This is a genomic window from Sphingomonas yantingensis, from assembly GCF_014199325.1.
Lineage (GTDB): Bacteria > Pseudomonadota > Alphaproteobacteria > Sphingomonadales > Sphingomonadaceae > Sphingomonas > Sphingomonas yantingensis.
Genome location: NZ_JACIJJ010000001.1, coordinates 186,490 through 208,763 on the forward strand (window position 1 = coordinate 186,490; position 22,274 = coordinate 208,763).

Sequence of the window (22,274 nt, forward strand, 5' to 3'; positions counted from 1 at the left end):
TGATTCGGACGGATGGAGCCTTGGGAGGGGTCCGGCCATGCGTTTCTCTGTCTTCCTCAACGCGCGTACGATGCGGCCCGAAGAGGACCGCGCGCTGATGCGCGACCTGGAGGCCCACGCGGTCAAGGCGGCGGGGCAGGGCTTTTCGGCGATCTTCATGCCGGACCATCACTTCAACGGGTACATGCCCGTCGCCAGCGACAGCTTCATCTTCGCCGGCTACCTCGCGGCCAAGCTGCCGCACATGCATTTCGGCTTTTCGGTGGTCTCGGTGCCGCTCCACCACCCGGTGCGGCTGGTCGAGCGGATCAACATCCTCGACCAGCTGACCGACGGCAAGCTGCTCGTCGGGATCGGGTCGGGCACGACGCCCGAGGAGATGATCGGCTTCAACGTCAACTACAAGGACGCCGGGCCGATCGCCGAAAAGACGCTAGAGCTCGCCGAGGCGCTGTGGGCCAAACAGATGAACGACCCCGCGATCATCATCGACAACGGACCCCATCAGGGCCGCGTGCTCCAGCGGATCGCGCCCACCAACTACACGCCCCGCCATGCCCGTTTGATGCCCGTCGCGATGAAGGAGGCGAGCATGCGCCGCGCCGCCGACAATGCCTGGCCGGCGTTCATCCCCGCCTTCACCCCGCCGGTCATCGGCGGGACTGAGCCGTTCGTGCATGTGAAGAAGTATTTCGACGCCTATCACGCCGCGCTGACCGGCGCGGGCCATTCGGACGAAGCGGTCGCGGCGGCGCTCGACTGGACGACGCACACCTATCAGTGCGTCCATATCGCCGAAACCGACGAGCAGGCGCGCGAGGAGCTCGAGGTCATCCTCACGGCTTATCAGGAAGCGATCGAGCGCGAGGCCGAGTTCAACGCACGGGCCGAGGGTGACGCGGCGAACAAGAAGACCGATCGCACGCCCAACGCGCTGACCGAGGACTGGATCGGCACCTGGTGCCTCTATGGCTCGCCCGAAACGGTGATCGAGCATCTGAAGCCCTATCAGGACCTCGGCATCGGCAACATCCTGTGCGGGACGACCACCGGCCCGCTGACCGAGGAGCGGCTGCGCCTCGCCGACCAGACGCTCGACCTCATCTCGCAGAAGGTGATGCCCGCGCTCGGCGCGTCGTCGGTCGCGGCCTGATGCGCGTCGTCGGCATCGGCGGCACGCTGCGCGCCGGATCGTCGAGCGAGCGGCTGGGCCGCGCCGTCCTTGCCGCGTGCGAGGTGCGCGGGGCGAGCGTGCGGATGTTCGACGGCCCGCACCTCGCACAGCTGCCGCATTTTGACCCGGCGATGCCCGACCGCTCGCCCGCCGAGGCCGAACTGGTCGAGGCGGTGCGGACGGCGGACGCGCTGGTCATCGCCTCGCCGGGCTATCACGGCGGTGTCTCCGGCCTCGTCAAGAATGCGATCGACCTGCTCGAGGATCTGCGCGGCGATGCCCGGCCCTATTTCGACGGGCGCCCGGTGGGGCTGATCGTGTCGGCGGCGGGGTGGCAGGCGGGCGGCGTCACGCTCGCCGCGCTGCGCGGCATCGTCCACGCGATGCGCGGCTGGCCGACACCGATCGGCTTGGCCGTAAATTCGATCGAGCAGAAGCCCTTCGATGCCGAGGGAAACCTCGCCGAGACCGGCATTTCGGCGGCGGTCGAGGCGATGGCGGATCAGCTGATGCAGGGCGTCCGACCCGGCGCTTGACAGTGAATTGAAACGAACTAGAACAACAATTCTATTAACAAAGCGCCGGCCCATTCGAATCGGCGCACGTGATGGGGAGGGTTTGATGACTCGTTTTCCGAAGAAGTGCGTCCTGCTCGCCGGCTGCGGGCTGATCGCCATGGCGACGCCGGCGATGGCACAGGACGTGCCCCCGCCCGCCGCGACCGCGCAGGTCGAGGATGACGCCGCCGACATCATCGTCACCGCCCAGAACCGCGCCGAGCGGGTCGAGGACGTGCCGATCGCGATCGACGTGGTGGGCGCGGAGGCAATCGCCCAAGCCGGCGTCACCGACTTTCGCGAGGTCGAGCGGATCGCCCCGGTGCTCCAGATCACCCAGGATTCGCAGTATACCCGCGTCGCCGTGCGCGGCGTCGGCACCAATTCGAACGACGAGGCGCAGGACCAGTCGATCGCGATCAACATCGACGGCGAGTATCTGAACCGCCCGAACATCCTCAACGTCTCGCTGTTCGACCTCGACCGGGTCGAGGTGCTGCGCGGGCCGCAGGGCACGCTCTACGGCCGCAACGCGACCGGCGGCGCGATCAATTTCATCACGCGCAAGCCCGGCAAGGAGTTCGGCGTCAACCTGAACGCCAGCTACGGCAACTATAACGCGTTCAGCGTCGAGGGCGGCGTCGACGTGCCGTTCGGCGATTTCGGCGGCCTGCGCCTGTCGGGTATCTACACCGACCGCGACGGCTATTTCTATCATCCGAACATCGACGCGCGCAGCGGCTCGGCCGGCACGAAGGGTGGCCGCGCCAGCCTGCGCCTGACGCCGGTGTCGGGGCTGACCGTCGACCTGGTCGGCGAATATGTCGAGATCGACAACATCATCCCCGCCTTCGCCGCGGTGAACCTGAACCAGGGCGGGCGCGCGCCGGGCGCGGGCTGCTCGGGCATCGGCTTCACCGAAGTCGCGCCGCTGACGCCGGGGACGCAGTGCATCCCGACCGGCACCAGCTATCTCCAGACGATCGACCGCAAGACCTATAATGCGCCGATTTCGGGCCTCAGCCCCAATCATATCGAATCGACCGCCATCCGCGGCCGGCTCCAGTACGACTTCGGTGCAGCCACCTTCACCTATACCGGCGGCTATCGCGACAGCTCGCAGGACACCAAGCAGGCGCTGCCGCCGGCTTACGAGTTCCTGGAGTTCGGTAACAACGTCGAGACGCAGAGCCACGAAATCCGGCTGAGCGGCAACAACCCGGCGGGCGGCTTCCAGTGGCAGGTTGGTGGCTTCTACTTCGACGAGAAGCTCGACAACGTCCGCGGCCTGTTCAACCGCTTCATCGGCCCGAACGGCAGCTTCATCAACTTCTTCACCCGCGACAGCCAGATTAAGAGCTACGCCGCGTTCGGCCAGGTCGACGTGCCCCTGACCCAGACACTGACCGTAGTCGGCGGCATCCGCTACACGCATGACGACCGGACCGGCGTGTTCGGCAATTACGGCTTCGTGTTCAACGCGGGTCGCGTCGACCAGACGACCGTCCGCCCCGCCCCCTCGATCATCCGGCCCGAGGCGAAGGGTGAGAAGGTGACGTGGCTCGCCGGCCTCAACTACAAGCCCAATGCCGACACGCTGATCTACGGCAAGGTCGCCACCGGCTACAAGGCGGGCGGCTTCGACAGCGTCGGGTCGTACGATCCCGAGAGCAACACCGCCTATGAAGTGGGCGGCAAGTTCGGCATCGGCCCGCACCAGATCAACACCTCGGCCTTCTACTACGACTACAAGGATCTGCAGGCGTCGGTGCTGCTCAATCCGGCGGTCGGCGGCCAGATCTTCAACGCCGGAAAGGCGACGATCTGGGGCATCGAGGTCGAGGGCAATTTTAAGCTGTCGAAGAACGACACGTTCAACGCGACGTTCAACTACCTGAACGCCAAGTATGACGACCTGCTCGCCGCCTATACGGTGTTCAGCGTCGGCGGGGCGGATACGTCGGTGGGCGATCTCGACACCAATCCGAACACCGTGACGCAGCCCAACCTCGCCGGCAACAAGCTGCCGCAGAGCCCCGACGTCATCATCACGCTCGGCTACGACCACGTCTTCGACCTGGGCAATGCCGGCACACTGACGGCGAGTGCCTTCTCGCGGTTCAAGAGCGACTATTTCCTCGATATCTTCAATTATAACGACAGCCGCCAGCGCGGCTTCAGCCAGACCGACGTCGCGCTGATCTATCGCCCGGCGAACGAGAAGTTCAGCGTCCAGGCCTTCGTCCGCAATCTCGAGGATGCGCAGCCGCTGGCCTTCGGGACCTTCGTCGCGGCTGGCCCTGACGACATCTACAACTGGACCTTCGGCGCGCCGCGCACCTACGGCGTGCGCCTGACCGTCGATTACTGATCCCGTCCTGGGGCGCCGCACGATCCTCGCGGCGCCCCGTTTTTTTGTGGATTAATCGATGGCCGACACGGATGCGCCCCGCCTGACCCTGACCGAGCGGCTGAGCTACGGGCTGGGCGATTTCGGGTTGAGCCTCGCCTACAACATGGCCGGGGCGTTCCTGCTCTATTACTACACCAACGTCGCTAAGCTGCCCGCCGCGGCGGTCGGCACGATCTTCCTCGCCGCCCGCCTGCTCGATGCGGTGATCGACATTCTCGTCGGTATCGCCGTCGACAAGACGCGCACGCGCTGGGGGCGCACGCGCCCCTATTTCCTGTTCACCGCCATCCCCTATGCCGTCGTCGTCGTGCTCCTGTTCAACGTGCCGGGCGGCAGCGAACCGATGCGGCTGCTCTACGCCTTCCTGACCTTCAAGGCGCTCGGCATCCTCATGTCGCTGGGGTCGATCCCCTATACCGCGCTGCTCCCGATGATGACGCGCGACACCGGCGAGCGGCTAAAGCTGTCGGGTGCGCGCTCGATCGGCACGTCGGTCTCGGTGATCCTCGGCACTGCCGCGACGATGCCGCTGGTCGGACTGTTCGGCGGCGGGGACGAGCAGCGCGGCTTCGCGGCGACCGCGACGCTGTTCGCCGGGCTGTCGCTGGTCGCGCTGCTCCTCCTCTTTCGCAACTGCCGCGAGCGGTTCGACGACAATGCCTCGCCGCGCTTCGCGGTGATGCCCGCGATCGGGCAGATGCTGCGCAACCGCGCCTGGGCCGTGTGCTTCGGCTTCACGCTCCTCTATTTCATCCGCTTCGGCACGATGATCTCCCTCACCGCCTTCTTCGCGATCGAGGTGCTGGGGCGGCCGTGGATGATCTCGATCCTGCTGCCCGCGATCTCCGGCATGCTGCTCTTGGCGGCGTTCATCGCGCCGCCGATCCTGGCGCGCACGGGGCTGCGCCGGGGGTGCCTCGCCGCGATCCTGATCTCGATCGCGCTGTTCGCGGTGCTGCCGCTGACCGAGGCGTCGCCGCCCGCCTTCATCGCCGTCTATCTGATGGCCTCGATCGCGACGTCGGTCACGATCACCGGCATCTTCACGATGGCGGCCGAGACGGTCGATTATCACGAGGCCCTCTTCGGGACCCGGAACGAGGGGCTGCTGTCCTCCGGCATCAGCCTTGCCACCAAGATCGGCATGGCGGTGGGGACCGCCGCCATCGCCTATTCGCTCGGCATCGCGGGCTATGTCCCCGGCGGCGTGACCGAGACTGCGCGTCAGACGATACGCTGGTCTTACTATGGCTGGCCGATCGTGCTGCTCGCGCTTCAAGCGGGTGTCATCCTGCTGTGGCCCGCCGGCCGCCGCCCCGCGCTCGCGACCGCCTGATCCGGAGAGACACGATGAAGCCGCTGCTGCTCCTCCCCCTGCTCGCCGCCGCGCAGCAGGTGCCCGTCGCCGACATTCCGACGATGCCGGGCAACAAGCCCTATGCCCCGCCCGAAACCGTGCAGCGCGTTGTCACCCCCGTCGATCCGAAGGAAGCGCGGCTCAAGGTCCTCATCATCAGCGGCCAGAACAGCTACGAGCATGACTGGACCGGCGTGAACAATCAGCTGCGCACGATGATGAAGGACACCGGCCGCTTCGACGTGCGCGTGACCGAGGATTTCGACGACGGCACGCTGGCGATGCTGAAGAAGTACGACGTCGTGCTGCTCAACTATGCCAGCCGCTGGAATTACGGCGACAAGGAACAGCATCTGTGGTCGCCGGGCGCGTTCAAGGCGCTCTACGATTATGTGGCGCAGGGCGGCGGCCTCGTCGCCTTCCACTCCAGCTTCACCTGGGGCCGCGACATTCCCGAATACAAGCGCCTGCTCGGCGCGGTGATGGTGCCGGGCGAGAGCCGCCGCTCGCCGCCCGACGGCTTTCGCGTGAAGATCGAGAACAGGACGCACCCCGTCACCGCGGGGCTGCGGCCCTATATCTGGAGCTTCATGGAGGACAAGTACACCAACATGTCCTTCGACCGGGCGGCCAAGGTGACGGTGCTGGCGACCGCGTTCGACGACGCGGCCGACTACGTGCCCGAGAAGGCCGGGCCGAAATACGACTTTGAGGCGTACAAGGCCGCGAACGTCGCGAGGATGAAGGGAATGAACAAGCCAAACCCCGTCGTCTGGACACAGGATTACGGCAAGGGCCGCGTGTTTTCGATCACGCTTGGCCACGGGCCCGACACGCTCCAGTTCGACGGCGTACGCACGCTGGTGACGCGCGGGGCGGAGTGGGCAGCGACGGGCAAGGTAACGATCCCCGCGCTCGACAAGGCAACCGGCTTCGACATTCCCCAGACCTATCGCACCGAGAAGTAGCGCCGCGACAGCCACGCAACGACGCCGAGCGCGGTGACCAATACGGCGTTCTGCGGCAGCGCATGGCTCTCGCCCGCGCTTGCATGGACCGCGGCGGCGACGCCCTGATTGGTGATCAGCACCAGCGCCGCTGCGGCCCCGATCCGGGCGCGGCCGGGAAGCAGGCCGACCAGCAGCAGCAGTGCGCACACGATCTCGCTCACCCCCACTGCGCGGCCGAGCGGTTCGGGGATGCGCGCGGTCCAAGCGCCGTGCTGCGCCAGCGTCGCCACCGGCGCGCTCGCCTTCATCCAGCCGACGAAGCCGAAGAACGCCGCCAGCGGCAGTGACAGGAAGATGCGCAGAGTCGTCGGAACGATCGCCATTTCTCGTCTCCCCGCTTGACCGTCCCGGCCTGATATAGAATACAGGTTCTAATTGAGATGGGGAGAGGAGTCGAGCGGCCGGGCGCGTCAGCGTCGTACGCTCGCCGTGCCGATCGCCACCTTCGATGATGGCCCGCCGCCGGGCCGCAACGGCACGAGGAACGGGCAATGGCCGAGATCAAGCGGGGCGTCAGCCTCTACAGCTTTCAGAACGACACCTTCACGGGCAAGATGAGCCTTGAGGATTGCATCCGCACCTGTGCCGAGTTCGGCGCGCGGGGTATCGAGGTGATCGGCGAGCAGACCTTCTGGGGCTGGCCGGAAGTCGGCGTCGACCATGCGAAGGTTGAGGAGTGGCACCGCCTGCTGAAGCAATATGATTGTGTACCGGTCGCCCACGACTTCATGCTCGACTACAAGCGGTACAAGGGCCGCGAGATGCCGTTCGAGGAGCAGGTGGCGAGCGTCCGCAAGGATGTCGACTTCGCGGCGCTGCTCGGCGTCAAATATATCCGCGCGCTCGTCTCGATTGCGCCCGAGGTGCTGGTGGCCGCCGCGCCCTATGCCGAGGAAAAGGGCATCAAGATCCTGATCGAGGTGCACGCGCCGCTGCATTTCGACCACCCTTGGATCGTCCGTCACGCCGACGCCTTCGAGAAGTCGGGCTCCGACGCACTCGGCTTCCTGCCCGACATGGGCATGTTCCTGTTCCGCTTCCCGCGCGTCTGGAAGGCGAAGTTCGAGCGGATCGGCGTGCCGAAGAACATCTCGGACTATATCGTCAAGGCGTACGAGGACCGCGTGCTGAGCGAATACGTGATCCTCAACGTCCGGGAGATGGGCGGTCAGGGGCCGGCGATCGCGATGGCCGAGACGCTGCGCCACAATGCTGCGTTCGAGCCCAAGCGGATGCTCGACTACATGCCGCGCATCCACAACATCCACGGCAAGTTCTACGAGATGGACGCCGACCTCACCGAGCCGTCGATCCCCTATGACGATATCGTCCACGTGCTCGAGAAGGGCGGGTATGACGGCTATATCTGCTCGGAGTACGAGGGCAATCGCTGGGTCGAGGATGTCGAGGAGCCCGATTCGGTCGAGCAGGTGCGCCGCCACCAGGAAATGCTCAAGCGCCTGATCGGCCAGCCCACTCCCGCCGCGCTCGCCGCCTGAACCGGAGCACCAGTGTCATGATGGACAACAAGATGATCTGCGTCGACGGCTTCGAGAACGTCGTCGAGGGGGGCGAGACGACCGGCTTCGCGTTCCTGGGGCGGCTTCCCTATTATCGCGGCCTCGGCCTGTCGATGATTGAGGATATCGCCGTCACCGTCGATGGCGAGGCGGTCGCGCGCGGGGACGTGCGCTTCACCGTCCACGGCAACACCTACACGCTCGATCAGATGGAAACGGTCTATGACGACCGCTGGAACTTCGGCGAGAAGGCGACGATCGGCGTCGTGCGCGCTGGCGGCCTGACGCCGGGCAAGCACCGGATCGAGTTCGCGGTGCGGATGCGCGTTTCCTACCTGCCCTTCGTGCCCACCACGAAGGACGTGAAGGAACTCGACCTCGCCGCCTGACGACTCACGAGGCGCCCCGTCCGATGACGGCGGGGCGCCTTTTTGCATGGAATTGACGATGCGCGATCCGACGATCGAGGAAATGACCCGCCTGACCGCGGGTGCGGCGATGTGGGCGAGCCACGCGGTCGCGGAAGCGGGCATCCCCGCCTTCACGATGAGCGACGGGCCGATGGGGATCGCTTCCGGCCGGGTGGACGAGCGCGATATCGCCCGGCTTTCCCCCTGCGCCACCGCGCTCGGCGCGAGCTTCGACACCGACCTCGTCCAGCGGATCGGTGCACTGGTGGGGAGCGAGGCGGCGGCGCGCGGCGTCGATGCGGTGCTGGCGCCCAACCTCAATCTCGCGCGCAGTCCGCTGGCTGGCCGCGCGTTCGAATATTTCGGCGAGGATCCGCTCCATGCCGGCATCCTCGGCGCGGCGTGGATTGCCGGCCTGCAATCGACGGGCACCGGGTCGGTCGCCAAGCACCTCGTCTGCAACGATAGTGAGACCGAGCGCGACACGCTGGACGTCCGGGTGGACGAGCGGACGCTGCGCGAGGTCTATCTGCTGCCGTTCGAGTTCGCGGCACGCGCGGGCTGCGTGGGCATGCTGGCGGCGTACAACAAGGTGAACGGCGACTGGTGCGCGGAGCAGGCGCATATCATCACCGAGGTGGTGAAGGGCGAATGGGGCTATGACGGCCTCGTCATGTCCGACTGGTTCGGCACGCATTCGACCGCGCCAACGCTCAATGCGGGCCTCGACCTCGAAATGCCCGGACCGGCGCGGTTCCTCGGCTTCAAGGCGGACGAGGCGGTGGCCGCGGGCGACGTGCCCGCCGCGCGCGTCGCCGATGCCGCCGAGCGGATCGCCCGCGGTGCGCGGCGCGTCACCGGCGAGAAGCGACAGGCCTATTCCGACGGCGAGGCCCGCGACCTGCTGGTCGAGGCAGCGGCGGCTGGGTTCGTGCTGCTGAAGAACGACGGTTTCCTGCCGCTCGCGCCCGGCAGGAAGATCGCGGTGATCGGCCCCAATGCGGCGGCGCCGTGCTTCCAGGGCGGCACCTTTGCCAAGATCTCGGTCTCGCCCGATTTGCCGAGCCCGGCACAGGCGATCGCCGCGCGCTACGGCGCCGAGAACGTGACGTTCGAGGCGGGCGTCGATCCCGCGCCGCGGCTGCCGGCCATGCCCGTCGCCCCCGCTCGCGATATCGGCGACGGCTGCACCCGCGGCATGACGATCGACTATTTCGCCAGCGACGACGGTTCGGGCGAGCCGCTCAACAGCGAGACGCGCGCGACCAACTCGCTCGTCTGGTTCGTCGGCGTGCATGAGCAGGGACCGTTCGACAAGGGCGGATCGGTGCGCGCGAGCGGCATCTTCACCCCCGAACAAAGCGGGCCGCATCGCTTCTATCTCGGCGCGACGGGCGAAGCGCGGCTGCGCGTCGACGGCGAAACCGTCGTCTCGACGGGCGCAACGCTCGCCAAGGACGTGATGGGCAAGCTGAAGTCCGGCGATGCCGAGACGGGCGAGGTCGTGCTCGAGGCCGGCGTGCCCGTGCGCATCGTCGCCGATTTCACCTATGCCCCCGCGCGCGTCCACGGCCTGTGGTACGGCGTGCGCGGCCCCGACAGCCGCGAGGCGATGCTGGCGCGCGCCGAAGCCGCGGCGCGAGAGGCGGAGGCGGTGCTGCTGTTCGTCGGCGAAACGTCGGACTCGAGCGTCGAGAGCAAGGACCGGCCTGACACCCGCCTCGCGCCCGAACAGGCCGAACTGGTCGCGCGCGTGCTCGCCGCCAATCCGCGCACCGCGATCGTCGCCAATATCGGCCATGCCTTCGACGCGAGCTGGGCCGAGGATGCCGCTGCGCTCATCGCCGCCTGGTATCCGGGCGAGGGCTTTGCCGAGGCGATCGCCGCGGTGCTGGCGGGCGATCGCGAGCCCGGCGGGCGGTTGCCGGTCTCGATCGCACGTGACGAGGCCGACTATCCCGCCTTCGACCTGAAGCCCGGCGAGGGCGGGCGGCTCCCCTATAAAGAGGGCACGCGGCTCGGCTATCGCGGGCTGATCGCCAGCGGCACCCCCGCGCGGCATCCGTTCGGCAGCGGCGAGGGCTATACCCGCTTCAACTGGTCTGACGCCGCGGTCGAGGGCGGCGGCGTCGCCGTCACGGTGCGCAACACCGGCGACCGCGCGGGCAGCGAGATCGTCCAAGTCTATCGCGACACGCCCGAGCCGACGCTGGTCGGCTTCGCCAAGGTCCGCCTTCAGCCCGGCGAGGAACGCCGCGTTTCCATCGCGCTACCCGCCCGGCGGTTCATGATCTGGGGCCAAGGGGGCTGGACGCCGATCGGACGCACTCTAAACCTGCGCATCGCAAGGCATGCCGAGGATCATGGCATGCCGCTCACCGCCGCGTTCGACGATCTGGACGACGCGGCCCTCTAAGGGAGAGGCGAATGGCGCGGTTGCGCATGGGAATGATCGGCGGCGGGCCGGGGGCGTTCATCGGCCCCGTCCACCGCATCGCCGCCGAACTGGATCGGGAAATCGAGCTGGTGGCGGGGGTGTTCTCCTCCGACGCCGACCGCTCGCGCGCGGGGGGCGAGGCCTATCGCATCGACCCCGACCGCGCCTATCCGTCGCTCGATGCGATGTTCGCCGCGGAGAAGGCGCGGGGCGACGGCATCGACTTCGTCGCGATCGTCAGCCCCAACCACCACCACCTGCCCGCCGCCAAGGCGGCGCTGGCGGCCGGCTATCCGGTACTGAGCGACAAGCCGATGACCGCCACCTTTGCGGAGGCGAAGGAACTGGGCGAGATCGTCGGACAGGCGGGGCTGCCCTATGGCCTCAGCTACACCTATTCGGGTTATCCGCTGGTTCGCGAGGCGCGCGAACGCGTCGCCGCGGGCGCGATTGGTAGCGTTCGCAAGGTCGTCGTCGAATATCCACAGGGCTGGCTTGCGGGCGAGGCGAGCGGCAAGCAGGCCGAATGGCGCGTCGATCCGGCGCGGTCGGGGGCGGGCGGCTGCATCGGCGATATCGGCGTCCATGCTTTTCACCTTGCCGAGTTCATCACCGGGCTGCGCGTGACCGAGCTGCTCGCCGATCTCGCTGCGGTGGTGCCGGGTCGCGCGCTCGACGACGATTGCACCGTGCTCCTGCGGTTCGACAACGGCGCGCGCGGCGTATTGCTCGCCAGCCAGATCGAGGTCGGCGAACTGAACGGCCTGCGCATCCGCCTCTATGGCGAGACGGGCGGCATCGTCTGGCATCAGGAGCGGCCCAATACGCTGACGATCCATACGATCGACGGCCGGACCGAGATCGTCCACGCCGGCGGCGCGGCGCTCGGCCCCATCGCCCAGGCGGCGACGCGCACCCCGGCGGGGCATCCCGAGGGGTATCTGGAGGCGTTCGCCAACCTCTATCGCGACTTCGCCAAGCAGCTTCGCGGCGAGCCCGGCTCGCTGATCCCCGGCATCGACGACGGGCTGCGCGGCATGGCGTTCATCGACACCGCCGTCCGGGCCAGCGCCGACCGCGCCGGCTGGACCGCGTTCACGGTTTGAGGAGAGAGATATGCGCACGATCAAGGGACCGGGCATCTTCCTCGCCCAGTTCGCAGGCGACGCCGCCCCGTACAACAGCCTCGACACGATCGGCGACTGGGTCGCCGGCATGGGCTACAAGGGCGTCCAGATTCCGAGCTGGGACGGCCGGCTGTTCGACCTCGACAAGGCGGCCGAGAGCCAGACCTATTGCGACGAGGTGAAGGGGCTTCTGGCGGACAAGGGGCTGGAGATCACCGAGCTGTCAACGCACCTTCAGGGGCAGCTCGTCGCCGTGCATCCGGCTTATGACGCGCAGTTCGACGGGTTCGCGCCCGCCGCGGTCCACAACAATCCGAAGGCGCGGCAGGAATGGGCCGTCGATCAGGTGAAGAAGGCCGCGGTCGCCAGCCGCCGCCTGGGCCTCACCGCGCATCCCAGCTTCTCGGGCGCGCTCGCCTGGCCCTATGTCTATCCCTGGCCGCAGCGGCCCGCGGGCCTCGTCGAGGACGCGTTCGACGAGCTGGCGCGGCGGTGGAAGCCGATCCTCGACGTGTTCGAGGAGAATGGCGTCGACCTCGCCTTCGAACTGCATCCCGGCGAAGACCTGCACGACGGCATCACGTACGAGATGTTCCTCGAGCGCGTCGGCAACCACCCGCGCGCGAACGTGCTGTTCGACCCCAGCCATTACGTGCTGCAACAGCTCGATTACCTCGCGCACATCGACATCTATCACGAGCGCATCAAGTGCTTCCACGTGAAGGATGCCGAATTCAATCCGACCGGTCGGTCGGGCGTCTACGGCGGCTATCAGGGCTGGGTCGACCGCCCCGGCCGCTTCCGCTCGCTGGGTGACGGGCAGGTCGATTTCACCTCGATCTTCTCCAAGATGGCGCAGTACGACTTCGCCGGCTGGGCGGTGCTCGAATGGGAATGCGCGCTCAAGCATCCCGAGCAGGGCGCGGCCGAGGGCGCGCCGTTCATTGACGCGCATATCATTCGCGTCACCGAGCACGCCTTCGACGATTTCGCCGCGGGCGGCGTCGATCGTGAGCTCAACCGGCGGATGATGGGGATCACTGGCGAATGACGGGCAGGGCGGGGGTGCGACCCCGCCTACATCCATAAAATAGAACTTTCATTCTGATATAAGACTCGGCATCATCCGCTCGGACAAGAGCGGGAGAGGCGAGTGTCGAGCGAGGGCGGCCGGGCGTGGAACCGGCGCGAGTTCATGGGCGCGGCGGCGCTGCTGGCGATGGTCGTCGGCGTGCCTGCGGGCGCCTCGATCTGGTCGAAGGTCGAGGACGGCGACGCGCCGACCGACCGGCAGCGCGCGATGATCCGCGAGGTGGCGCAAATCGTCATTCCTAAGACCGGCACGCCGGGCGCGGGCGAAGTGGGGACGGGCGACTTCGTCATTCTCGCGCTCGCCCACGGCCTAGATGGCACGCGCGATCCGGGCGCGGCGGCGGCGATCCCCGCTGGCGTGCCCGCACCGCGGCGGCCGGACGGGAGCCTTCGCTATCTCGACTGGCTGGAGGGGGAGCTCGACCGCCGCGCCAAGGGGAATTGGGCGGGCAAGGATGCCGCGGCAAAGACCGCCGCGCTCGCCGCGCTGGATGCCGAGGCCTATGCCGGGGACGGCCGCGCGCCGCATCCGTGGAAGGCGATCAAGGGCCTGATCCTGACCGGCTATTACACCAGCGAAGTCGGCGGGTCGCAGGAGCTGCGCTACGAGCCCGTCCCCGGCCGCTTCGACCCCGCGCTGCCCAACCCGCCGGGTACGCGCGCCATTTCCAACGACTGGACCGCGGTGGATTTCGGATGAGCGAGTTTGATTTCGATGCGATCGTCGTGGGCTCCGGCATCACCGGCGGCTGGGCGGCGAAGGAGTTGACCGAGGCGGGTCTCAAGGTGCTGATGCTCGAACGCGGACGGATGATCGAGCACCAGACGGGTTACGGCAACGAGACCAAGGCGCCGTGGGAGATGCCGTTCCGCGGCGTCGGCGATGCTGATCTCTATGCCCGCGAATATCAGGTGCAGGTCCGCAATCGGCACTTCAACGAGTTCACGCAGGACCATTTCGTCAACGACGCGGTCAATCCGTACGTCAATGCGCCCGGCACCGACTTCACCTGGTATCGCAGCTATCAGCTCGGCGGGCGGTCGCTGACCTGGGGGCGGCAGAGCTATCGCTGGTCGGACTACGACTTCGGCGCGAACAAGCGTGACGGGCAGGGCACCGACTGGCCGATCCGCTATGCCGATGTCGCGCCATGGTACGACAAGGTCGAGGACTTCATCGGCGTGTCGGGCGCGGCCGAGGGCCTGCCGCAGCTTCCCGATGGGAAGTTCCAGCCGCCGATGGCGCTCAACGTCGTCGAACAGGCGACGCGCGAGAAGATCATGGCGCGCTGGCCCGAGCGGCGGCTGACGATCGGCCGCACCGCCAACCTCACTGTCGCCAAGGACGAGGAGGGCCGCGCGGCGTGCCAGAACCGCTCGATCTGCGCGCGCGGCTGTTCCTACGGCGCCTATTTCTCGACGCAAAGCTCGACGCTGCCCGCCGCGCAGAAGACCGGGCGGCTGACGCTGATGACCGATGCGGTGGTCGAGAAGGTCGATTACGACCCCAGGACCCGCCGCGTGACCGGCGTCCGCTGGATCGACACCGCGACCAAGACGCGCAAGGCGGCGACGGCGCGGATGGTATTCCTCAATGCCGGGTCGTTCAACTCGGTCCACCTGATGCTCAACTCCGCGAGCGAGGCGATGCCGCGGGGCCTCGCCAATTCGTCCGGCGTGCTGGGCACGCACATCATGGATCATGCGAGCACGTTGTCGGCGATCGCGCTGATGCCGGGATACGAGGGGTACACCACCTTCGGCAACCGCCCGACCGGCGTCGTCATTCCGCGCTTCCGCAACATGGATGCGCTTGACGGCAAGGGGCACAGCCGCGGCTTCTCGTACCAGGGCGGCGCGCTGCAATCGGGCTGGACGCGCGGCAAGCGCGAGGCGGGCATCGGTGCCGATTACAAGAACGGGCTGCAGGCGCCGGGGCCGTGGCGGATGGTGCTCGTCGCCTTTGCCGATTGTGTCCCGCGCGCGACCAATCGCCTGACGCTGAGCAGGACCAAGGCCGATGCCAACGGCCTGCCGGCGCTGGAGATCGCCTTCGCCTTCGGGGCGGAGGAAAAGGCCGCGCTTGCGGATGCCAAGGCGGAGGCGGCGGCGATGCTGACCCATGCCGGCGGACAGGTCATCATGGGCCTCGACACCCCCAATCCGGGCGGCGGCGCGATCCACGAGATGGGCGGCGCGCGCATGGGCCTCGACCCGAAGACGTCGGTGCTCGACCGCTTCAGCCGCGCGCACGATGCGGGCAATCTGTTCGTCACCGATGGCGCGCAGATGAGCTCATCGGCGTGCCAGAACCCGTCGCTGACCTATATGGCGCTCACCGCGCGCGCGGCCGCGCATGCGGTCGAGCGACTGAAGGCGGGGGCACTTTAGCAATCCTCCCCCCGGCAGGGGGAGGTGGCAGCGAAGGCTGACGGAGGGGGCGGGCAACGAGCGGTGCGCTCGGGGCGAGACCCCTCAACCGCCAGGAATATTAGGCCAGCACGCCGGTCAGCAGCTTCGGCCGATCGCCGCTTTCGCCGCGCGCTTCGGCCATGAAGCGGGCCTTGAGCGGCGCGATCGAATCGACCGCACTGATGCCAAAGCGGCGGACGGCCGACGCTGCTTTGCCCGGCACCCCGAACAGGCGGGTGAGCGTATCGGTGGCGCCCGCGACCATCAGCGTGTCGAGCCCGCGCCACCGCTCGTAGCGCTTGAGCAGTTCGGCATCGCCGACGTCGAGGCCGAGGCGCTTGCCCTCGACCAGCACCTCGACCAGCGCCGCCACGTCACGAAAGCCGAGGTTGAGGCCCTGTCCGGCGATCGGGTGGATGCCGTGGCCGGCATCGCCGACCAAGACTAGCCGCTCCGCCGTCAGCCGCGCGGCGTGGTGGAAGCCGAGCGGATAGCTCGTCCGCGGGCTGACCGGGCCGAGCGCGCCCAGGAACCCGCCCATCCGCTTCTCCGCCTCCGCCAGCCAGGCGCGGTCGGACAGCTTGAGCATGCCGGGCGCGTCCTTCGCATCCACCGTCCAGACAAGGGCGGAGCGATGCCCGCGCTCGTCGTCCTTCAAGGGCAGGATCGCGAACGGACCGGCGGGGTAGAATATCTCGTACGCGCAGTCGCCGTGCGGATGCTCGTGATTGAACGTGGCAATCATCGCCACGTGATCGTACTGCCAGCGCGCGACGTTGATCCCCGCGGCCTCCCGCGTCGGCGAGCGACGCCCCTCCGCCGCGACCAGCAGCCGCGCCTTTACCACCGCCCCGTCGTCGAGCGTCGCGGTGACGCCCGCCGGGCCGCGATCGATCGAGACGGCGCGGCGCTGCATCCGAAGGTCGACATGCGGCAATTCGCTGGCGGCGGCGTGGAGCGCGCGGCGCAGCGTGCGGTTCTCGTACATCGTGCCGAGCGCGCCGTCGTCCTCGTCCGGCACGAAGTCGAGCTTGCCCGGCGCAAGGCCGTCCGACACGCGGATCGAGCGGATCGGATTGCCCTCGCCCGCCAGTCGCGCGCCTACCCCGATCGCGTCGAGCATCCGGTGGCTCGCGCTCGCCACGGCAGAGGCGCGGCCGTCATGGCCGGGGGCGAGGATCGCCGCGGGGTCGGCGGGATCGACGACGATGCTGGTCAGGCCATGCGCGGCCAGCGCAGTTGCGAGGGTGGTGCCGACGAGGCCGGCGCCGAGGATGAGCACATCGGTCATGCGACGTGACTTAAGGACCCGCACGGCGGTTGACCACCGGGCTTTGGGGCATTGCCTCGCCCGTCACCCCGGACTGGTTCCGGGGTCCACGGTTCCGCGAGCCAAGTCGCCGCTGCTCGCGGGGCACGGTGGACCCCGGAACAGGTCCGGGGTGACGGGAGGGCAGGGCGGACCGGAACAGCCACACCCGTGTATCCCGGCCTTCGCCGGGGTACGACCCTTGATGCAAGGCAGCCCGCCGCGGCGCCACCTTGACGCCAAACCCGCGCCGGGCGATGATTCCGGCTCGATTCAGGGACATTCGGGGGATTTTGTCATGGCCAGCCGTGCGCAGGCCCAGCATCGCTTGTGGCGCGATACGGTGCGCGAGGGCGCGCGGCGGTCGACCGCGCTGCTCGGCGCGGCGGCGCTGTTCGTCGGGACGGCGATCCTCTTGCTATCGCTCGCCAGCTACAAGCCCAGCGATCCGGGGCTGAACACCGCGGCGGGCGGCCCGGCGGAAAACTGGTTGGGGCTGCCCGGCGCCTATGCCGCCGACACGCTCTATACGCTGTTCGGCGTGCCCGCCTTCCTGGTGATGCCGCTCGGCCTCGTCTTCGCCAGCCGGTTGTGGCGCGACCGCCCGGTCGGCGCGTGGAAGGCGATGCTGCGCGGCGTCCTCATCGGCGTCGTGCTGATGGGCACCGCGCTCGCCTTTCTCGTCGGCGGGTCGGTGCTGGCGCTGCCCGCGGGCTATGGCGGCATCTTCGGCATGGCCATCGCCTCTGCGGCGCGCGCGGGCGTCGCGCTGATCGGCAATCCGGTGGCCGAGCTCTGGACGATGCGCGGTCTCGGCACGCTCGCCGGGCTGGCCGGGGTGATCTTCTGGGCACGGGGGATGACGATCGAGCTGCCACGCCCGGCGCTTCGCCTGCCGCGCCGCGCCGCGCGTGAGGATGAGGAAGACTTGCCCTTCGAGGTCGACGACGACGTGATCGACGCCGCGCCCGAACCGCGGATGCCCGCCCCGCCGCGCAAGCCCGTCGCCCCCGACCCGCGCCCCGCGCCCGAAATCGCAGAGCGCGCGCCCGCCGTCGTGCCCGCCGCGTCGAAGCCGCAGCAGTCACTCGACCTGCGCGACAATTATAAGCTGCCGCCCGCCGACCTACTGCAACAGGCGCCGGCGAATGCGAAGAACACCGTCGACAAGGCGGCGCTGGAGCGGAACGCCCGCCTCCTTGAAACGGTACTCGACGACTTCAACGTCCGCGGCTCGATCGTCGGCGTGCGCCCCGGCCCGGTCGTCACGATGTATGAGCTGGAGCCGGCCAGCGGCATCAAGGCCAGCCGCGTCATCCAGCTTGCCGACGACATCGCCCGTAACATGTCGGCGGTGTCGGCGCGCGTCGCGACGATCCCCGGCCGCACCGTGATCGGCATCGAGCTGCCCAATGCGCGGCGCGAGACGGTGAACCTGCGCGAGCTGATCGCCAGCCAGGGTTTCGCCGATCAGTCGGCGCAGCTGCCGATCGTGCTCGGCAAGAACATCTCGGGCGATCCGGTCATCGCCGACCTCGCGCCCATGCCACACCTGCTCGTCGCGGGCACCACCGGCTCGGGCAAGTCGGTCGGCCTCAACTGCATGATCCTGTCGCTGCTCTATCGGCTGACGCCCGACCAGTGCCGGATGATCATGATCGATCCCAAGATGCTGGAACTCAGCATGTACAAGGGCATCCCGCACCTCCTCGCCGACGTGGTCACCGACCCGCCCAAGGCGGTGCGCGCGCTCAAATGGGCGGTCGAGCAGATGGAGGACCGCTATCGCATGATGGCGAGCGTCAACGTTCGCTCGCTCGGCAGCTTCAACGAAAAGGTGCGCGCGGCCAAGGCCAAGGGGCAGAAGCTCGGCCGCAAGGTGCAGGTCGGATACGACGACAACGGCCGCCCGGTGCACGAGGAAGAGACGCTCGACCTGTCGCCGCTGCCGCAGATCGTCATCATCGTCGACGAGCTGGCCGACCTGATGATGACCGCGGGCAAGGAGGTCGAGTTCCTGATCCAGCGCCTCGCGCAAAAGGCGCGCGCGGCGGGCATCCACCTCATCATGGCGACGCAGCGCCCCTCGGTCGACGTCATCACCGGCGTCATCAAGGCGAACCTGCCGACGCGCATCAGCTTCCACGTCACGTCGAAGATCGATTCGCGAACGATCCTGGGCGAGCAGGGCGCCGAACAGCTGCTCGGCCGCGGCGACATGCTCTACATGCCCGGCGGCAAGGCGCTGGCACGTGTCCACGGCCCCTTCGTCAGCGACGAGGAGGTGCAGGCGATCGCCGATTTCTGGCGCGGGCAGGGCGAGCCCGACTATATCGACGCAGTCACCAACGAGCCCGACGGCGACGCCGATTTCAGCATGGACGGCGCGCCGGTGGGCGGCGACAGCCCAGAGGACCAGATGTACCGAAACGGCATCGCGCTGGTCGCGCAGAGCCAGAAGGCCTCGACCTCGTGGCTCCAGCGCCAGCTGCGCATCGGCTACAATTCCGCCGCGCGTCTGATCGAGCGGATGGAAAAGGACGGCCTCGTCTCCAAGCCCGACCATGTCGGTCGGCGAGAGGTGCTGATGGACGAGGAGGGGCGGCCGCTCGCCTGAACCCCGGGCTGAACCGGGGCCTGAACGGCCGATTCACGCCCGCTTCATCGCGGAACCTCTAGCCGGTTCGCATGTCTAGGACTGCCATGATCCGTTACGCACCCGTCGCGGCGCTCGTCGCCGTCACCGCCGCCGTTCCCGCCGCCCAAGCGCAGCAGGGCGACCTTGCCGCCGTCCAGGCGCATCTGCGCGCCGTCGACAGTATGATCGCCGCGTTCGCGCAGACCGATCGGTCGGGCAAGGTGCTGAACGGCACGCTGACGCTGAAGAAGCCGGGCAGGATCCGCTTCCAGTATGAAAAGGGCGTGCCGATCCTGATCGTCGGCGACGGCAAGGCGATCTGGTTCCTCGACTATTCGGTGGGCCAGCGGTCGCGCTGGCCGATCGGCGATTCGCCGCTGGGCGTGCTGATCGACCCCAACCGCGACATCTCGAAATACGCCAAGGTGGTGCCGAGCAGCAGCCCGAACATCCTGAGCGTCGAGGCCTATGACGCCAAGCGGCCTGAATATGGACGCATCACGATGATTTTCGAGCGGCAGGCATCGGCCCCCGGTGGCCTGATGCTTCAGGGTTGGGTCGCGCTTGATTCGCAGAAGAATCGCACCACCGTCCGCCTCACCAACCAGCGGTTCAACGTGCCCGTTTCCGATAACACGTTCCGTTTCAACGACCCGCGGAAGGGAACGCGCCGGAACTGACGATCCGTTCATCCGCGCGCAAGGTTGGGGGGCCTATTTCTGGTTCCGCGGAGATGGGGCGCTTTCCGGGATTTTCCCCCTGTTGCCCGGGCTTCGGCCCCCATCCTCCAGCCTGCGTGACTGAACGCCAGGTCGGCCCTCGCTCCATGCCCCCGGAGCGGGGGCCTTTCCGTTTGCGGGCCAAAGCCCGTGGCTGGCGGACCGGCCGATGCGCGGCTACATCGCGGCGCACATGACCGACACGCTCAAGATCGCTTCGTGGAACATCAATTCGGTGCGGTTCCGCATGGACATCGTCACCCGCTTCCTGACCGAGGCCGCGCCCGACATCCTATGCCTTCAGGAAACGAAGGTGGTGGATGAGGATTTCCCACACGGCCCCTTACGCGCGCTCGATTACGAGCACATCGTCATCCATGGCCAGCGGATGCACCACGGCGTCGCGATCCTGTCCAAGGTACCGCTCATCGAGGACGACCGCTTCGACTGGCAGGCAAACGGCGAGGCGCGGCATGTCGGCGTGCGCTTGCCGAACGGATTGCGGCTCGAGAACGTCTATGTGCCTGCGGGCGGTGACGTGCCCGACCGCGAGGTGAATCCCAAGTTCGGCCAGAAGCTCGATTTCGTCGAGCGGATGACGCGCTGGTCCGAAGGGTTGAAAGGCATCCCGACGCTGCTCGTCGGCGATTTCAACATCGCCCCGCTTGAAAGCGACGTGTGGAGCCACAAGCAACTGCTCGATGTCGTCAGCCATACGCCGATCGAGGTCCAGGCGCTGGGCCGGCTTCAGGCGGCGAACGACTGGGTCGACCTTGGCCGCCGGTTCGTGCCGCCGCCCGCGCGGCTCTATACCTGGTGGAGCTACCGCGCGAAGGACTGGGCGGCGTCGGATCGCGGCCGGCGGCTCGACCACATGTGGGCGAGTGCCGACGTCGCCGCGACGGCGACCGCCCACCGCGTGTTCGAGGATTGCCGAAGCTGGCTGAAGCCCAGTGACCATATCCCGCTGATGACCGAGTTCGCGCTTTGAGCGACCCCGCCCGCGATGCCGCGCGCGCGATCGACGCGCTGCGTCGCGGCTGGCCCGTCGCGCTGGCGGGCGAAGGCGGCGCGATCGAGGTCTTGGCGATCGAGAGCGGCGATGCCAACCGGCTTGCCGACTTCGATGCGGGCGGGCGCGCCGATGTGCTCTTGTCCGCCGGGCGTGCCGCGACGCTCAAGCTTGCGAACCAGGCCGATGCCGCGGTCCCTGACGCGCCGGTGCGGATCGAGCGGGCGCCCTGGCTCGACTTCGCCGCCGCGACCGCGCTCGCCGATCCGCAGTTCGATCTGGCAACCCCGTTCAAGGGACCGTTCCACGCCGCCCCTGTCGCCGTGCCCGACGCGGCCGCCGCGGCGCTTCGTCTCGCGAGGATCGCCGGCATACTGCCCGCCTTTTTCGTACGGCCCTATGCCGGCACCGACGCGCTGCCGATCGCAGCGATCGACGCGCACGAGGATGCCGGCCGCCTCGCCATCGCCGCGCGCGCTCGGTTGCCGGTGGTAGCGGCCGAGGATGCGGAGATCGTCGCGTTCCGCACGCCCGAGGCGGCGGGCGAGCATGTCGCGCTCCTCATCGGCCAGCCGACCGGCGCGCCGCCGCTCGTCCGGCTGCACAGCGAGTGCCTGACCGGCGACGCGCTCGGCAGCCTCAAATGCGATTGCGGGCCGCAGTTGCAGGCGGCGCTCGCCGCGATGCGTGCCGATGGCTGGGGCATCCTCCTGTATCTCAGGCAGGAGGGGCGCGGGATCGGGCTGGTCAACAAGCTGCGCGCCTATGCGCTGCAGGATCAGGGGTTCGATACCGTCGATGCCAACACGCGCCTGGGCTTCGCGATCGATGCGCGTGATTTCGGCGTGGCGGCGCAGATGCTGAGGCTGCTCGGCCAGACGCGCATCCGGCTGATGACTAACAATCCCGAAAAGGTCGCCTCGCTCGAGGCCGCTGGGATCGCGGTCGCCGAGCGCGTGCCGCACAAGCTGCCGCCCAATCCGCACAACGAACGCTATCTTGCGACCAAGCGCGACCGGACGGGGCACCAGCTCTAGCCGCGAGAGAAAGCTCCGTTTCCGATCGGGTTACCAGCGGCGATAACCGA

18 protein-coding genes are annotated in these 22,274 nt (G+C 68.0%); 16 read left to right on the top strand and 2 right to left on the bottom strand.

Going from position 1 to position 22,274, the window contains the following annotated elements; translation table 11 throughout:
* Positions 1-37: 37 nt before the first annotated feature.
* The 5 genes from FHR19_RS00940 (at position 38) to FHR19_RS00960 (ending at position 6,469) form a co-directional block, all read left to right on the top strand.
* A complete protein-coding gene (locus FHR19_RS00940) occupies positions 38-1,153 on the top strand; it encodes an LLM class flavin-dependent oxidoreductase (protein WP_184023377.1) in 1,116 nt (371 codons plus the stop codon).
* Positions 1,153-1,710 carry an NADPH-dependent FMN reductase gene (locus FHR19_RS00945; protein ID WP_184023379.1) on the top strand — a complete coding sequence of 186 codons (558 nt, stop codon included), beginning with the start codon at positions 1,153-1,155 and terminating at the stop codon, positions 1,708-1,710. The genes FHR19_RS00940 and FHR19_RS00945 overlap by 1 nt, the downstream gene beginning before the upstream one ends.
* An 85-nt stretch (positions 1,711-1,795) precedes the next feature.
* On the top strand, positions 1,796-4,102 hold the full coding sequence (locus FHR19_RS00950; RefSeq protein ID WP_184023380.1) for a TonB-dependent receptor: 2,307 nt from the start codon (positions 1,796-1,798) through the stop codon (positions 4,100-4,102).
* 58 nt (positions 4,103-4,160) lie between these two features.
* Positions 4,161-5,480, top strand: coding sequence for an MFS transporter (locus FHR19_RS00955; RefSeq protein ID WP_184023382.1), 1,320 nt, complete (start codon positions 4,161-4,163; stop codon positions 5,478-5,480).
* A 14-nt stretch (positions 5,481-5,494) separates the two neighbouring features.
* On the top strand, positions 5,495-6,469 hold the full coding sequence (locus FHR19_RS00960) for a ThuA domain-containing protein (RefSeq protein ID WP_246359241.1): 975 nt from the start codon (positions 5,495-5,497) through the stop codon (positions 6,467-6,469).
* On the opposite strand, the gene FHR19_RS00965 is transcribed toward FHR19_RS00960, so the two are convergent.
* Complete coding sequence (locus FHR19_RS00965; protein WP_184023384.1) at positions 6,451-6,834, bottom strand: DoxX family protein; 384 nt, start codon at positions 6,832-6,834, stop codon at positions 6,451-6,453. The genes FHR19_RS00960 and FHR19_RS00965 overlap by 19 nt on opposite strands.
* 168 nt (positions 6,835-7,002) lie before the next feature.
* On the opposite strand from FHR19_RS00965, the gene FHR19_RS00970 reads away from it, so the two are divergent.
* From FHR19_RS00970 to FHR19_RS01000, 7 genes are all read left to right on the top strand, one after another.
* Positions 7,003-8,010 (top strand): sugar phosphate isomerase/epimerase family protein, encoded by a 1,008-nt coding sequence (locus FHR19_RS00970; protein WP_184023386.1) that lies wholly within the window; start codon positions 7,003-7,005, stop codon positions 8,008-8,010.
* A gap of 20 nt (positions 8,011-8,030) precedes the next feature.
* Positions 8,031-8,420 carry a C-glycoside deglycosidase beta subunit domain-containing protein gene (locus FHR19_RS00975; RefSeq protein ID WP_246359242.1) on the top strand — a complete coding sequence of 130 codons (390 nt, stop codon included), beginning with the start codon at positions 8,031-8,033 and terminating at the stop codon, positions 8,418-8,420.
* A gap of 58 nt (positions 8,421-8,478) precedes the next feature.
* Complete coding sequence (locus FHR19_RS00980; RefSeq protein ID WP_184023390.1) at positions 8,479-10,857, top strand: beta-glucosidase; 2,379 nt, start codon at positions 8,479-8,481, stop codon at positions 10,855-10,857.
* A gap of 11 nt (positions 10,858-10,868) precedes the next feature.
* A complete protein-coding gene (locus FHR19_RS00985) occupies positions 10,869-11,984 on the top strand; it encodes a Gfo/Idh/MocA family protein (protein WP_184023391.1) in 1,116 nt (371 codons plus the stop codon).
* Between the two features lie 10 nt (positions 11,985-11,994).
* Positions 11,995-13,056, top strand: a complete 1,062-nt coding sequence (locus FHR19_RS00990) for a sugar phosphate isomerase/epimerase family protein (RefSeq protein WP_184023392.1) — start codon at positions 11,995-11,997, stop codon at positions 13,054-13,056.
* 102 nt (positions 13,057-13,158) lie between these two features.
* Positions 13,159-13,797 (top strand): gluconate 2-dehydrogenase subunit 3 family protein, encoded by a 639-nt coding sequence (locus FHR19_RS00995; RefSeq protein ID WP_343053114.1) that lies wholly within the window; start codon positions 13,159-13,161, stop codon positions 13,795-13,797.
* The gene (locus FHR19_RS01000) at positions 13,794-15,488 is read left to right on the top strand and encodes a GMC oxidoreductase (RefSeq protein WP_184023393.1); all 1,695 of its coding nucleotides are present in this window, start codon (positions 13,794-13,796) and stop codon (positions 15,486-15,488) included. Before FHR19_RS00995 ends, FHR19_RS01000 begins: the two co-directional genes overlap by 4 nt.
* Before the next feature lie 100 nt (positions 15,489-15,588).
* Here FHR19_RS01000 and FHR19_RS01005 read toward each other — a convergent pair whose 3' ends face one another.
* Positions 15,589-16,800, bottom strand: coding sequence for a UbiH/UbiF/VisC/COQ6 family ubiquinone biosynthesis hydroxylase (locus tag FHR19_RS01005; protein ID WP_184023395.1), 1,212 nt, complete (start codon positions 16,798-16,800; stop codon positions 15,589-15,591).
* A gap of 316 nt (positions 16,801-17,116) precedes the next feature.
* Here FHR19_RS01005 and FHR19_RS01010 point away from each other — a divergent pair, with 316 nt between their 5' ends.
* The 4 genes from FHR19_RS01010 (at position 17,117) to ribA (ending at position 22,224) form a co-directional block, all read left to right on the top strand.
* Positions 17,117-19,435, top strand: coding sequence for a DNA translocase FtsK (locus FHR19_RS01010; protein ID WP_184023397.1), 2,319 nt, complete (start codon positions 17,117-17,119; stop codon positions 19,433-19,435).
* Between the two features lie 71 nt (positions 19,436-19,506).
* Positions 19,507-20,136, top strand: a complete 630-nt coding sequence (locus tag FHR19_RS01015) for a LolA family protein (RefSeq protein WP_184023398.1) — start codon at positions 19,507-19,509, stop codon at positions 20,134-20,136.
* A gap of 232 nt (positions 20,137-20,368) precedes the next feature.
* Positions 20,369-21,166 carry an exodeoxyribonuclease III gene (locus tag FHR19_RS01020; protein ID WP_184025693.1) on the top strand — a complete coding sequence of 266 codons (798 nt, stop codon included), beginning with the start codon at positions 20,369-20,371 and terminating at the stop codon, positions 21,164-21,166.
* On the top strand, positions 21,163-22,224 hold the full coding sequence (ribA, locus tag FHR19_RS01025) for a GTP cyclohydrolase II (protein WP_184023399.1): 1,062 nt from the start codon (positions 21,163-21,165) through the stop codon (positions 22,222-22,224). Before FHR19_RS01020 ends, ribA begins: the two co-directional genes overlap by 4 nt.
* Positions 22,225-22,274 lie beyond the last annotated feature (50 nt).

Coding starts and splice junctions, on each gene's coding strand:
- FHR19_RS00940 (WP_184023377.1), top strand. CDS start 38: ATGCGTTTCTCTGTCTTCCTCAACGCGCGTACGATGCGGCCCGAAGAG.
- FHR19_RS00945 (WP_184023379.1), top strand. CDS start 1,153: ATGCGCGTCGTCGGCATCGGCGGCACGCTGCGCGCCGGATCGTCGAGC.
- FHR19_RS00950 (WP_184023380.1), top strand. CDS start 1,796: ATGACTCGTTTTCCGAAGAAGTGCGTCCTGCTCGCCGGCTGCGGGCTG.
- FHR19_RS00955 (WP_184023382.1), top strand. CDS start 4,161: ATGGCCGACACGGATGCGCCCCGCCTGACCCTGACCGAGCGGCTGAGC.
- FHR19_RS00960 (WP_246359241.1), top strand. CDS start 5,495: ATGAAGCCGCTGCTGCTCCTCCCCCTGCTCGCCGCCGCGCAGCAGGTG.
- FHR19_RS00965 (WP_184023384.1), bottom strand. CDS start 6,834: ATGGCGATCGTTCCGACGACTCTGCGCATCTTCCTGTCACTGCCGCTG.
- FHR19_RS00970 (WP_184023386.1), top strand. CDS start 7,003: ATGGCCGAGATCAAGCGGGGCGTCAGCCTCTACAGCTTTCAGAACGAC.
- FHR19_RS00975 (WP_246359242.1), top strand. CDS start 8,031: ATGGACAACAAGATGATCTGCGTCGACGGCTTCGAGAACGTCGTCGAG.
- FHR19_RS00980 (WP_184023390.1), top strand. CDS start 8,479: ATGCGCGATCCGACGATCGAGGAAATGACCCGCCTGACCGCGGGTGCG.
- FHR19_RS00985 (WP_184023391.1), top strand. CDS start 10,869: ATGGCGCGGTTGCGCATGGGAATGATCGGCGGCGGGCCGGGGGCGTTC.
- FHR19_RS00990 (WP_184023392.1), top strand. CDS start 11,995: ATGCGCACGATCAAGGGACCGGGCATCTTCCTCGCCCAGTTCGCAGGC.
- FHR19_RS01000 (WP_184023393.1), top strand. CDS start 13,794: ATGAGCGAGTTTGATTTCGATGCGATCGTCGTGGGCTCCGGCATCACC.
- FHR19_RS01005 (WP_184023395.1), bottom strand. CDS start 16,800: ATGACCGATGTGCTCATCCTCGGCGCCGGCCTCGTCGGCACCACCCTC.
- FHR19_RS01010 (WP_184023397.1), top strand. CDS start 17,117: ATGGCCAGCCGTGCGCAGGCCCAGCATCGCTTGTGGCGCGATACGGTG.
- FHR19_RS01015 (WP_184023398.1), top strand. CDS start 19,507: ATGTCTAGGACTGCCATGATCCGTTACGCACCCGTCGCGGCGCTCGTC.
- FHR19_RS01020 (WP_184025693.1), top strand. CDS start 20,369: ATGACCGACACGCTCAAGATCGCTTCGTGGAACATCAATTCGGTGCGG.